The sequence below is a fragment of the Natrinema salifodinae genome, from assembly GCF_900110455.1.
GTDB classification, from domain to species: domain Archaea; phylum Halobacteriota; class Halobacteria; order Halobacteriales; family Natrialbaceae; genus Natrinema; species Natrinema salifodinae.
On record NZ_FOIS01000002.1, the window covers coordinates 672,227 to 685,169 of the forward strand.

The window sequence follows — 12,943 nt, forward strand, 5'->3', positions numbered from 1 at the left end:
CGCCGCCACCGACGGCACCGCAAAGCGAAGCGGGGAGACGGCAACCTTCTATACCCGCGCGGGCAACGACCCATCCATGCGAGACGTCTGCATCGTCGGCGGCGGCGTCGCCGGCCTGGCCGCCTCGATCTTCACCGCCCGCGCGGGTCTGGACACCCTCGTCGTCGACGGCGGGGAGTCCATCCTCGCGCGCAATGCCAGCCTCGAGAACTACCCCGGCTTCCCGGACGGGGTCGACGCCCGCCGGTACCTAGAATTGACGCGCGAGCAAGCCCGGAACGCCGGCGTGGAGTTCGAACTCGGCCGCGTGACGCGCGCCAAACCGGTCGACAGCGCGGTGCCGTCGGGATCGCGAGACGCCGGTGAACCCGGCGGTCAGCCGGACCTCGAGCAGGGGTTCGTCCTCGAAACCGAGGGCGGCGAGCCGCTCGATGCCCGACGGCTGATCGCCGCCTCCTGGTCCGACAGCGACTATCTGGTCCCGCTGGACGTCGGCCGGACCCAACGCGGCAGCAAACACTTCGTCTCGGTCGACGACGCCGGCCGGACGGCCGTCGCCGGCGTCTACGCCGCGGGCCGGCTCGCCGACGAGCCCCACCAGGCGATCGTCGCGGCCGGCCACGGCGCGAAGGTCGGGCTCGCGGTCATCCACGACTCCGAAATTAACTTCTATCACGACTGGGTCGCCCCGGAGGGCTACTTCACCGGCCGCGACCGCGAGGTGCCGCCTGGCTGCGAGGAGATCGACGACGAAGAGCGACGCGAGCGCGACGACCAGGCCCGCGAGACGATCCGCGAGGCGTTCGCCGAGCCGGTAGACGAGCGGCCGACGATGCATCCGAGCGTCGACCGGGACTGAGCGCCGACGCCCGTCGTCGGCATCGAATCGCCGATCGCGAGCGTCGACATCGACTCGTTTCCGCGAACCGTACCGCACCCGGTGAGTTAACATGGGGAACGTGGAAGATACGTCCTATCGCTTTCCTCCTATGACCGGGACGAACTGGCGGATCGACGGGACCGACGATCACATCGCTCTCGCCACCGCGGCGGAACGAGAAGCGTTCGGCGCCGCGACTCGATACGCTCGGACGCACGACCTCTCGACGCCGGCCGAATCGGCCTATCTCGCGGTGCTCCCCGCGGCCCGCCGCGATATTCTCCATCGATTCGTCCGCGGCCTGCTCCGCGGCGACCCGGCCGGTCTTCCGGACTCTCGGATCGTCGCGCTCGAGTCGTCTCCGTCCGCCCGGTCCGACTCGAGAGACCCGTCGATCCCGGACGATCCTGAGCCCCTTTCGGCGCTCGACGTGGCCCGACTGCGGTCGATCGCCGCGTCGCTCCCGGACACGTGTCGGCGGGTCGCGCTCGTCCCGCTTCCCGCGGCCGACGGCGTTCTGGTGGCCGAAATCGCGGCGCGCCACGGCTACGATCGATTTCGCCTGGTCGGACCGGTCTATCGCTGGTCGCCTGCTACTACTCCCGAGACCGCCGAGGCCGAGTCGGTCTCGCACCCGGTCGACCTCGTCCCGTCCCTCGAGCGCGAGGGCGCGTTCAGCGACGCCGACCAGGCCGACCGGATCCGCGCGGAGGTGGCCGAGAGCGTCGCCAATCTCGCGCTAGCGCGACTCGCCGCGGCCGTTCGGTCGCAAGCCGTCGGAGACGGGACCGAAGAGGGGACGACGGACGGGTCGCCCCTCGAAGCGATCCCGGCCGGCGTTCCGGCCGCCGACGCCGCGGCCGCCTTCGAGCGGATCGTCACCGACGGTCACCCGTTTCACCCCGGCGGCAAGATCAGACGCGGGATGACCGCCGCCGAGGGGCTCGCCTACGCGCCCGAGTTCACCGATCGGATCGACCTCCGGTTCGTCGCGATCGAACGGGAGTACGCACTCGAGACCCGGGCTCGCGCGACCGACGCCGACCGCCTCACGGACCGGCTGTTCGCGACGTTCGGAGGCCTCGAAGGCGCGGTCGAGCGCGCACTGCCGGGCTCGCGCGGGGCCGACGAGTACGCCGTCGTCCCCGTCCACCCGCTGCAGTACCACCGCACGATTCCGGACCGATACGCGGATCAGTGCGCCGACGGCCGCGTCGTCCCGATCCCCGAGTACGCGCATCCGGCGACGCCCCAGCTCAACCTTCGGACCGTCGTCCCGTACGACACCGAGCGGACCCCCGACGGGCCGCTGCCCCGCTGCAAGCTCGCGATCCCCGTCCAGACGACGAACGTCGTCCGAACGCTGTCGCCCCACGCCGTCTCGAACGGGCCGCAGGTGACCGACGTCGTGCGCGCGATCGAGCGGCGGGAGTCCCTCGAGACGCTGGGCCTACTCGCCGAGTCCGCAGCGTCCTGCTATCACCCGCCGGGCGGTCCCCACCCGAGCGGCGAGGGGTTCGACGACGCCCGCCACCTCTCGGGACTGCTTCGGTCGCCGCCCGCGGCCCATCCGCTCGTGACGGACGGGACGGTTCCGGTGGCGGCCTCGAGCCTGGTCGCCGAGTCGCCGTCGACTGGGCGGCCCCTGGTCTGCGACCTGATCGAGCGCTACGGCTCGAACACTGACGCCGCGAGCCCCGATAGCGCGGTACTCGAGTTCGTCCGGCGGTACGCGGCGGTCGTCGTCCCCGAACACCTGCTTCTGCTGTGTAAGTACGGCATCGCCCTCGAGAGCCACCTCCAGAACAGCCTGATCGTCTTCGATCGCGCGGACGCGGTTCCGACGGCTACCCTGGTTCGCGACCTCGGCGGGATCCGCGTCCACGGCGGCCGCCTGGCCGACCGCGACCTCTCGATCGACCCGTACCCGGATTCCGATTTAGACGCCGACGGCGAGGCCGACCTCCACCGGAAGCTGTACTACGCGCTCTTTCAGAACCACCTGGCGGAACTGGTCACGACGATCAGTCACGAACTGGGCGTCGACGAGCGGGCCTGCTGGGAACGGATCCGCGAGCAGTGCGACCACGCCTTCGATCGGATTCGGGCCGGCCAGGCGGTCCCCGAGGAGCGAGTCCGCCGCGACGAACGCGCCCTGTTCGACGATCCGGCGACGCACAAGGCGCTGACCGCGATGCGACTGCGGGGTAAGCGCCACGAGTACGTGACGAGCGAGGTGTCGAATCCGCTTTCGGCAGTCGGTCGGCAGCGGATCGACGCGCGCGAGACGGAGCCGTAATCCGGTTGCGGTGGCCCGCCCCGGGTCGCGGCGATCCGCAGTGACCGGCGAGCGGGACGTCGACCGGCGGTGGCTCGCTACGCTTAACATACCGCGAGAAAGAATGGCAGACGAATGCTCGAGGGAGTCAACGTCGCGCTCGGGGTGACGGGATCGATCGCGGCCGTCAAGACGGTCGAACTCGCCCACGAGTTGCGACGCCACGGGGCCGCGGTCCGCGGAGTGATGACCGACAGCGCACGGGGGATCGTCCACCCCTGGGCCGTCGAGTTCGCCACCGACAACGACGTCGTCACCGAGATCACGGGGAGCGTCGAACACGTCGATCTCTGCGGCTACGACGGCTGGGCCGACGTCTTCCTGATCGCGCCGGCGACCGCGAACACCGTCGGCAAGATCGCCGGCGCCGTCGACGACACGCCCGTAACGACGTGCGCGACGACCGCGCTCGGGGCCGACACGCCGATCGTCGTCGCGCCCGCGATGCACGAACCGATGTACGACCACCCCGGCGTCCTCGAGGCCATCGAGACCGTCGAGGAGTGGGGCGTCGAGTTCGTCGACCCGCGCATCGAGGAGGGGAAAGCCAAGATCGCCAGCGAGGAGGCCATCGTCTGCGACGTCGCCCGCGCGGCCGGCGACCGCCCGCTCGAGGGCGAGCGCGTCGTCGTGACCAGCGGCGCGACCAGCGAGTCGATCGACCCCGTCCGCGTCATCACGAACCGCTCGTCGGGTAAGATGGGTCGAGCCGTCGCGAAAGCGTGCTACGTTCGCGGAGCCGACGTCACCCTCGTCCACGACGGTCCCGACGTCCCCTACGCCGACGTCCGTCAGGTCGAGAGCGCCGCGGAGATGCTCAGTGCGACCCGTGAGGCCTGCGCCGCCGCCGACGCGCTGGTCTCGGCGGCCGCAATCGGCGACTACACCGTCGAGGAGAGCGACGAGAAGATCCGCTCGGGCCAACGGCTCACGCTCGAACTCGAACCGACGCCGAAACTCATCGACGAGATCCGCGACGAGTATCCGACCCTCCCGATCGTCGGCTTCAAGACCGAGACCTCCGGCGACGAACCGGCGATGATCGACCAGGCCAGAAAGACGCTGGACCGAGCCGACCTCGCCTTCGTCGTCGCCAACGACGCGAGCGTGATGGGAGCAGAGGCGACGACGGCGCTGCTGGTCCACGCGAGCGATGCGGCCCGCTACGAGGGGACAAAAGCCGGGCTAGGCGGCGAGGTTGCCGATTCGATCGCGGCCGTCCTCGGCGCCGACGAGACGACGGACTGATACGATCGGATCGGTCAGGAGAACTATATGGGTGGGGTTCATCCGACCGAATCGATGGGTATCCGAACGGGTCTGGCATCGAACGCGCGACCGGCAGCAGCCGCTGCTGGCCGCGCGAGGTGATCGAGGTGGCACAACAGCAGCGCCTGCAGGACACCGACGCCGATCGCGCCAGCGACACCGCTTCGGCGACGACTGATGCCGCCGACGAGGAAGCCGGCGACGCCGCGGTCGCCGATGCGGCTACCGCCGACGACCCGCTCTCCAAGGGGGAAGTCTTCGAACTGCTCCGGAACCAGCGACGGCGCTACGTCCTCCAGTTTCTCAAGCAGGACGACCGGCCCGTCGAACTGGGGGATCTCGCCCAGCAGGTTGCCGCCTGGGAGTACGAGACGACTCTCGACGGGGTCACGCCCGCACAGCGAAAGCGGGTCTACACGACGCTCCAGCAGACGCACCTGTCGAAGATGGACTCGGCCGGCATCCTTCGATTCGACTCCGACCGGGGGGTCATCGAGCCGACCGACCGCACCCGCGACATCAGCGTCTACCTCGAGATCGTCCCTGGCCGAGAGTTCGCCTGGCGGGAGCTCTATCTCTCCTTGGGCGCGACCAGTTGCGCGCTGGTCGCCGCGCTGTGGCTCGGAATCTATCCGCTGACGGAGCTGTCGAACCTGCTCTGGATGGGCGTCGTCGCGGCTACGATCACCCTCACGGCGATCGCACACGTCCACTACGAACGGAACATGCGCCTGGGACACGGCGACCAGCCGCCCGAGCTCAGCTACCGCAGCGACGAGTGACGGCGCCTGACGGCGCGGATGGAGGCGGCTGGAAGAACGGGGTACGGGTTGCTATTCGAACGGACCATCGAACGGGACCGTGCTGACTCCTATTGAGTGGTGTTCCCACGCAGCAGCCGGTCACGAGGCCGCGAACCGTACGTCTGTATCGTCAACTTTTACTCCGCTACCGTCCCACCGACGACATGGATCAGCTGAAACAGTCCCTCCTCGATGCGCCGATTATCGAGAAAAACGGTTACCACTACTTCGTACACCCGATCAGCGACGGGGTCCCCAAGCTCGATCCGACCCTCTTACGAGAGATCGTCATCCGAATCATCCGAAAGGCCGAACTCGAAGAGGTCGACCGGATCGTCACGCCCGCGGCGATGGGGATTCACATCTCGACCGCCGTCTCGCTGATGACCGACATCCCGCTGACCGTCATCCGCAAGCGACAGTACGGCCTCGAAGATGAGGTCGCCATCTCCCAGAAGACCGGGTACTCGGAGAACGAGATGTACATCAACGACGTCCGCGAGGGAGAGCGCGTGCTCGTGCTCGACGACGTGCTCTCGACCGGCGGCACGCTCGCGTCGGTGCTCGAGGCCCTAGACGGGATCGGCGCCGAGGTCATCGACACGGTCGCGGTCATCAAGAAGGTTGGCGGGGAGAACAAGATCGAAGACACCGACTACGACGTCAAGACGCTGATCAACGTCGACGTCGTCGACGGCGAAGTCGTCATCGTCGACGAAGAAGGCGACTCGTAATCGCGGCCCACTTCTCACTGTCCGGTCGTCGATCGCCAATCGTCGCTCGGATCGGCCGTCGGTCGTCAATCGTCAATCATCGCTCGGATCGGCCGTCGCTGTTTACGGCGCTAGTCCTCGCCCCGCCGTCGCGAGGTCGACTGCCGACCTCGTCGAGGCGGGACGCGGCGGCCGTCAGCCGGATTTCGACTCGGACCCGTCCGGGAGCAGTGGCTCGTACTCCTCGTGGCGGACGGACCCGAGAACTGTACCGTCCAGCGTCTCGACGTGGGTATACAGGACATTCTCCTCCTCGGCCGCCGCGATCATGCCGTCGGCGTACCGGCGCTGGTACTGCCCGGCCAGCAGGATCGCCGTCTCGGTGTTCGGATCCAGTAACTCGGTCACCAGGTAGACGTAGCCCTCCGTCTCGTTGCGGTAGGCCTCGTATCGGGAGAACTCGCCTCGTTCGTAGGCGTCGGTAAACGAGTCGGCATCGTTGTCCGGGATCACGTAGACGGTCCCGAACCGATCGTCGGGGCCAACCTCCCGGCTCATCGGCGCCGTATCGACGGCCGCGATCGAAACGACGTCCCAGCCGTCGTCGCGGCGTTGCTCGGCGATCGCGTCCGTGTCGTCGAGCGTCCGCGACCACGCCACCTTCCGGGCGTTACCCGCACCGCTACGCCGCTCGGCGTCCTCGACGGTCCCGTCGTCGCTGCGCCCAGATCCAGTCATACGTGTGTCCCGGTCCTAAACCAAGGTAATTCTTTCCACGGACGACCGCCGCGGCCGCGCAGGTCGCCTCGCACTCGATCGCTCTCCGAGGCGGGAGCTACGCGATCCCGAAGACCGCTTCCAGCAGGTACGAGACGGCCAGCACGAAGACGCTGCCGACGAACAACTTCGTCGGCGGCGCCAGGCGACGCTCGGGCGGCGGGAGTCGGAGCCAGCGCAGCGGCGGCAACGCTCGGACGTATCGCTGAAACCGAGTCTCGTCGCGCTCGGCCGGCACCGCGTCGTCGTAGCCGCCGGTGACGGTATCGGCGTCGTGGTCGAAATCGGTCGCCGACGCGGGCCAGAGCCGAAGCGTCGCGTAGCCCATCAGGAGAAACCCGGCGCCGAACAGGAGATACTTCGCGCGGAGGAGCCCGCCGCCGGTGAGGACGCCGACGACGACGGCGCCGACGGTCGTCGTCACCGCCACCGCCAGCGCGTACGTGAGCGCGTCGAGACCGACGAGTACCGCTGCGGAACGGCGGTCGTCGGCCGGTGCGTCCGTTTGATCCGTCATCGATAGTATCTGCTAGCGGGTGGTAGCTTACCGGTGTCGGTCGTCGAGGACCTCGTCGGGCTCCCGGTAGCCGCTGCCGTGGCGGTGACAGAGGCTTCGGTGCCCCGTCTCGCTGACGACGTGGTAGTCGGGCTCGACGGGGTCAACCTGGTCCCCGGGTGCGGCGTCGGCCTCGGCGTTACAGCCGTCACAGACGCTGCCGAACTCCTCGGTCAGGATCTCGAGTGCCGTTTCCTCGTCGTTCTCGCGGACGTGATCGGCGACCTCGTCGAGCGCCGTCTCGACGGCCGACGGAAGCTCGTGACCGGCGAACAGTTCGTCGTAGATCTCGTCGATCGTCCCGAAGCGGGCCTCCTTGCCGAGGAGCTCTCGGAGCCGATCGGTGATCGTGCGCTCGGTCCGCTCGCGCTCGCGGAGCACCTCACGAAGCGTGCTGAGCCGGGTCCATAACTCGTCGTCGAGGCCCTGATACTTCTCCGGTCGGATGCGAGCGGGACACCGGGTCGCGAACGGACAGCCGTCCGGCGGATGCCGGGGGCTGGGCGGCGTCCCGTGGAGCGTGATCCGGTCTCGGTCGACGGTCGGATCGGGTTCCGGAATCGCCGACAGCAGCGAGTGCGTGTAGGGGTTGGCCGGATCCGCGAACAACTCCTCGGTTGGGCCGAGTTCCATGATGTTACCGAGGTACATCACCGCAACTCGGTCACAGATGTGGCGCACGACAGAGAGGTCGTGGGCGATGAAGAGGTAGGTCAGCCCGAACTCCTCCTGGAGGTCCTCGAGCAGGTTGATCACTTCGGCCTGCACCGAGACGTCCAGCGCCGAGACCGGCTCGTCGAGGACGATGAAGTCGGGCTCGAGCGTGAGCGTCCGCGCGATCCCGATCCGCTGGCGCTGTCCCCCGGAGAACTGGTGGGGATACCGGTAGTAGTGCTCGCGCTGGAGCCCGACGGTCTCGAGCAGTTCCCGGACGCGCTGGCGGCGCTCCCGGGGCGTCTTCCAGTCGTGAACGTCCAGCGGCTCGCGGACGATCTCCCCGACGGTCATCCGATCGTTGAGACTCGACTCGGGGTCTTGGAACACCATCTGGGCGTTCCGGCGCCACTCCTTGAGGTCGGCGCCCGACAGCTCCGTGACGTCGGTGCCGTCGAACCTGATCTCGCCGTCGGTCGCGGACTCGAGCTGGACGAGCGTCCGCCCCAACGTTGTCTTCCCGCAGCCGGATTCGCCGACCAGGCCCAGCGTCTCGCCGCGTTTGATGTCGAAGGAAACGCCGTCGACGGCCTTGACCGGCGTGCCGCCGAGCAGGTTGTCGCCCTCGTAGTAGGTCCGCAGGTCGCGGACCTCGACCATCGCGTCCTCGTCGGCGTCCTCGCCGTCGGCTCCCGATACCGTCCGTTCCGTTCCCGTTCCGGTTCGAATTTCCTGACTCATCAGTCGTCACCTCGCGTCGGTCGGCCGCTGGTGTCCGGCTTCGCTCCCGGTTCGGCGTCCGTCTCGACTCCCGCCTCCAGATGGCGTTCGAGTGTCGCCTCGGTCGGAAGCTCCTCGGGATACAGCAGGCACGCGGCCGTGTGGTCGCCGTCGCCCCCGTCGATGGGGACCGCGTCCGGATGGATTTTGCTGCACTCCTCGGTCGCCTCCGGACACCGCGGTGCGAACCGGCAGTAGGTCGCCGGTTCGTTCGGCGTCGGGACCGAGCCCTCGATCGTCCGGAGGCGCTCGCCTCCGTGTCGACCCGGAATCGCCTCGAGCAGCCCCCGCGTGTAGGGGTGTTTCGGCGCCGCGAACAGCTCCTCGACGCCCGCGGTCTCGACGATCTCGCCGGCGTACATCACGTTGACGCGATCGGCGATCTCGGCGATCACGCCCATGTCGTGGGTGATGAACATGATCGCGAGGTCGCGCGTCTCCTGCAGGTCGGCGAGCAGATCCAGGATCTGCGCCTGGATGGTCACGTCCAGCGCGGTCGTCGGCTCGTCGCAGATCAAGACCTCCGGATCGCAGGCCAGGGCCATCGCGATGACGGCCCGCTGTTGCATCCCGCCGGAGAACTGGTGGGGATACTCGCTCACCCGCCGGCGGGCGTCGGGGATCCCGACGTCCTCCAGCAGGCTGATCGCTTCCCGCGTGGCCGCCTGGCCGGAGAGATCCTGGTGAAGTTCCAGCGCTTCTTCGATCTGGTTGCCGACGGTGTAGACCGGATTCAGGCTCGTCAGCGGATCCTGGAACACCATCGCGATGCGCCCGCCGCGCATCGCGCGCTGGACCTCGCCGGTACAGCGGGTGAGCTCGACGAAGCCGTCCTCGATCGTCGAGGGATCGGACGCATCGCCCTCGGTCACGAAGATGCAGTCCGACTCGTCGACGCGCGGGTGGTCGTACAGCGCAGACGGGTCGTCGCCGTCGGGGTCGGCGACCGCAGTCGATGCTGCGTCCGATCCGACGGTCACGGCCCGCTCCGGGAACCGCTCGGCGAACTCGCGGACCGTGTCGGCGTGCTCGAACCGGATGCTCGAGCCGTCGAGGATCCGACCAGGCGACTCGACTAAGCCCATGATCGACCTGGCGGTGACGCTCTTGCCCGAACCGCTCTCGCCGACGATGCCGGTCGTGGTTCCGGGCGCGAGGTCGAAGTCGACGCCGTCGACGGCGCGAATCACCTCCTTGTCGGTGAAGAACGCGGTCTGGAGGTCCCGCACCGAGAGGATGGAATCGGTCGTCATCACCCACCACCTCCGGTCGCTGCGGCGCCTTCAGCGCCCTCGCCGCTGTCGCTCTCCGGATCGATGGCGTCGCGGATCCCGTCGCCGAGGGCGTTAAACGCCGTCACGACGAGCACGACCAGGACGCCGGGGAGGGTCGCGATGTGCCAGGAGGACGTCGCGATGAACGCCTGGCCCTCGTTGACCGCGCGGCCCCATTCGGGCGTCGGCGCCTGAATGCCGTACCCGAGGAAGGACAGCGCCGCCACGCCGATAATGACGCCGCCGAGCGACAGCGACGCGTACACGAGCATGTAGCCGGCGATGTACGGCGACATGTGTTTTCGCATCGTCGCCGACGGACGCTGTCCGTAGCTCCGCGCGGCGTCGACCCATTCCTGCTGTGCGATCTGAAGCGACGGGCCGCGGACCGCTCGCCAGAGGAACGGCCAGCCCGTCGCTGCGAAAATCAAAGCCAAGAGTATGCCTCCGTCGTAGATCGTTGCGATCGGGTGGTTCGCTTCCATGAACAGCACCGAGAGTAGTAAGACGACCAAGAACCGCGGCATCGAGATCACCGAGTCGCTGACGAGGACCGTCACCATGTCGAGCAGGCCCTTGTAGTAGGCGGTCATCAGCGCCAGTCCCGTGGCGGTCGCCGCCATGAGGCCCGTCGCCAGAACGCCGATGACCAACGACGCGCGCGCGCCGTACGCGACGAAGGTAAACAGATCCTTGCCGTCCTGATTGGTCCCGAACGGCGCGAACCGATCGAACTGGTCGTAGCTCAGCGGCCCGACGTTCTGCTCGCCGCCTTGCGACCGGGTCGCCATGTTCGCATCGCCGTGGGTGATCGTCTGGACACCGTCCTCGCCGTAGTACGTGATCTCGTGTTCGTACGGCGCGTAGAGGTTCGCTTCGGCCGTCACCGGACTGAGCGCCGGCGCCCAGATCGCCATCACGATGAACATGAAGACGACGACGATGCCGAACAGCCCCCAGTAGTGGGTTCGAAGTCGGTCGACGCTGTCGTCGCGGGGCGTCCAATCGGCCTCCCGGTAGTGCTCGCGGAAGACCTGATACCCCCTCCAGAACCAGCCGAGGAGGGCGAACGCGTAGATGTAGACGACCGCGACGCGGAGCGCCCAGGCCCACGCGGGTGAGAGTCCGAGGAAAGTCCCCTCCCAACTCCCGTCGGGCGTCTGGTAGCCCTGATTCGGGATCGTCTCCCGGCTCGTCAGCGTCTGCAACTGAGTGACCGTCTCCAACCGGCGGACGAGCCAGGCGACCGCGGCGTCGAAGACGCCACCGACCGGCGTCGCGGCCAACAGGACGGTGACGACCCCGAGCACCGCGGCGACGATCGCGTACTCGAGAACCGCGTCGCGCTGGCCGCGGGCGGAAATCCCGACCCGGTCGGTCAGCGACCAGGGGACGACCAGCCACTTGAGGACGACGGCGACCAGCGCGAGGATCGCGAGCCAGGTCGCTACGTACCCGGCCGTACTGACGACCGCGCCGCCTGGTCCCGTGAGCGCACCGGCGACCGCAGCGGGGATCGTCGTGATCGACTCGATCCCGAGCCGGACGGTGTTGCCGAGCCGGAGGAGTCCGGCCGCCACCATCCGGACCTCGAGTGCGAGCAACACGAGGAGAACGGCCAGCCAGCGAAGTGCCGGCCGTGGTTGCGCAGCGATGCGTTCGCGAAGCGTCTTGTCGTCGAATTCGGCGTGACTCACACTCATCCTGAATACCCCACACGTGGATCGAGGACCGTATATAGCAGGTCCTGAACGATGTTGATCGAGACGATTAGGAGGATAAAGACGAACATCAGCGATCCCACGAGCGGGAGATCGCCCTGGGTGGCCGCCTGGAAGAACAGGTAACCGAGCCCGTTGATCCCGAAGATCGTCTCGACGATGACCGAGCCGCCGATCAGGATGAAGGCCTCGTTCGTGATGATCGGGACCAGCGGAATCAACGCGTTGCGGAACACGTGTTTCCAGACGATGGCGCGCTCGGAGACCCCTTTCGCGCGGGCGGTCTCGACGTAATTGGAGTTGATCGTCTCGAGGACGGCGGTGCGGCCGATCCGCATCTCGGTCCCCATCGACGCCGATCCGAGTACGAGCGCCGCCGGGAGGACCTGCTTGATCGACGCCAGGAGTCCGACCGGCGAGAAGTAGATGCCGACCGGGACGCTCAACAGCCCCAGCGAGACCCACTCCGTTATCGCGAGGAAGTCAAGCGGCGGCTGGCCGACGAGACTGTTGATCTCCACCCCGAACGTGTGCCAATCGAATCCGAAGAATAACCGCTCGGACTGGCGGAGCACGGCGAGCAACATCACCGCCAACCAGAAGTTCGGCATGGCTCGCCAGACGATGCCGCCGAAGGAAGCGGTGTAGTCGCTCCAGGTGTTGGGATTGAGGCCGGCGTAGAACCCCAACGGAATCCCGATGAACAGCGCGATCAACACCGACCAGAAGCCGAGCCAGAGCGTCCGGGGTGCGTAGGTCCCGATCATGGAGTAGACGCTCCGACCGTTGTTGATCACCCACGACTGCCCCAGGTTCAGCGTGATCAGGTCTCTCATGAACGAGAGGTATTGGTTCCAGAGCGGCTGGTTGAGTCCGAGCCGCTCTTCGATGCGTGCTTGTTGGGCGGGGCCCGCGTCGGGGCCCAGAATCGCGGCCACGGGATCGATCGGCCCCATCCGAACGATGATAAACGTGGCCGTCATTCCGATGAACACGACCGGAATTGCGAGGACGAGCCGTCGGAGGAAGTACCGCCAGCGGCTCACGATCGTTCACCCCACTCTTTCAGTACCGTCATGTATGCTATAGCGTGGTCAATCATGGCTGTTTCATAAATTTCACCAGTTCCGCTCGCGAATCGTCCCGCCGCGGACGAGACGGGGACGGGAGGGCGGAGG

The 12,943-nt window shown here is 67.6% G+C and carries 11 protein-coding genes; 5 read left to right on the forward strand and 6 right to left on the reverse strand.

Annotated elements, in window-relative coordinates:
- The first annotated feature begins 76 nt into the window (after positions 1-76).
- The 5 genes from BMY29_RS08705 to hpt all read left to right on the forward strand — a co-directional run bounded on the left by BMY29_RS08705 (position 77) and on the right by hpt (position 6,024).
- The gene (locus BMY29_RS08705; protein WP_049989032.1) at positions 77-859 is read left to right on the forward strand and encodes an NAD(P)/FAD-dependent oxidoreductase; all 783 of its coding nucleotides are present in this window, start codon (positions 77-79) and stop codon (positions 857-859) included.
- A 130-nt stretch (positions 860-989) separates the two neighbouring features.
- Positions 990-3,179 (forward strand): IucA/IucC family protein, encoded by a 2,190-nt coding sequence (locus BMY29_RS08710; RefSeq protein WP_049989031.1) that lies wholly within the window; start codon positions 990-992, stop codon positions 3,177-3,179.
- 114 nt (positions 3,180-3,293) lie between these two features.
- Positions 3,294-4,466, forward strand: a complete 1,173-nt coding sequence (gene coaBC, locus BMY29_RS08715) for a bifunctional phosphopantothenoylcysteine decarboxylase/phosphopantothenate--cysteine ligase CoaBC (RefSeq protein ID WP_049989030.1) — start codon at positions 3,294-3,296, stop codon at positions 4,464-4,466.
- A 128-nt stretch (positions 4,467-4,594) separates the two neighbouring features.
- Positions 4,595-5,269, forward strand: a complete 675-nt coding sequence (locus BMY29_RS08720) for a DUF7344 domain-containing protein (RefSeq protein WP_449289542.1) — start codon at positions 4,595-4,597, stop codon at positions 5,267-5,269.
- Positions 5,270-5,454: 185 nt separating this feature from the next.
- Positions 5,455-6,024 carry a hypoxanthine/guanine phosphoribosyltransferase gene (hpt, locus tag BMY29_RS08725; RefSeq protein WP_049989028.1) on the forward strand — a complete coding sequence of 190 codons (570 nt, stop codon included), beginning with the start codon at positions 5,455-5,457 and terminating at the stop codon, positions 6,022-6,024.
- A 174-nt stretch (positions 6,025-6,198) separates the two neighbouring features.
- Here hpt and BMY29_RS08730 read toward each other — a convergent pair whose 3' ends face one another.
- From BMY29_RS08730 to BMY29_RS08755, 6 genes are all read right to left on the reverse strand, one after another.
- Positions 6,199-6,741 (reverse strand): DUF7529 family protein, encoded by a 543-nt coding sequence (locus BMY29_RS08730; protein WP_049989027.1) that lies wholly within the window; start codon positions 6,739-6,741, stop codon positions 6,199-6,201.
- Positions 6,742-6,838: 97 nt separating this feature from the next.
- Complete coding sequence (locus BMY29_RS08735; RefSeq protein WP_049989026.1) at positions 6,839-7,297, reverse strand: DUF7555 family protein; 459 nt, start codon at positions 7,295-7,297, stop codon at positions 6,839-6,841.
- 27 nt (positions 7,298-7,324) lie between these two features.
- Positions 7,325-8,731: an ABC transporter ATP-binding protein gene (locus tag BMY29_RS08740; protein ID WP_049989025.1), complete on the reverse strand. Its 1,407-nt coding sequence runs from the start codon at positions 8,729-8,731 to the stop codon at positions 7,325-7,327.
- Positions 8,731-10,023, reverse strand: coding sequence for an ABC transporter ATP-binding protein (locus tag BMY29_RS08745; RefSeq protein ID WP_049989024.1), 1,293 nt, complete (start codon positions 10,021-10,023; stop codon positions 8,731-8,733). Before BMY29_RS08745 ends, BMY29_RS08740 begins: the two co-directional genes overlap by 1 nt.
- Positions 10,023-11,747 carry an ABC transporter permease gene (locus BMY29_RS08750; protein WP_049989023.1) on the reverse strand — a complete coding sequence of 575 codons (1,725 nt, stop codon included), beginning with the start codon at positions 11,745-11,747 and terminating at the stop codon, positions 10,023-10,025. The genes BMY29_RS08745 and BMY29_RS08750 overlap by 1 nt, the downstream gene beginning before the upstream one ends.
- Complete coding sequence (locus tag BMY29_RS08755) at positions 11,744-12,811, reverse strand: ABC transporter permease (protein ID WP_049989022.1); 1,068 nt, start codon at positions 12,809-12,811, stop codon at positions 11,744-11,746. Before BMY29_RS08755 ends, BMY29_RS08750 begins: the two co-directional genes overlap by 4 nt.
- Positions 12,812-12,943: the final 132 nt, after the last annotated feature.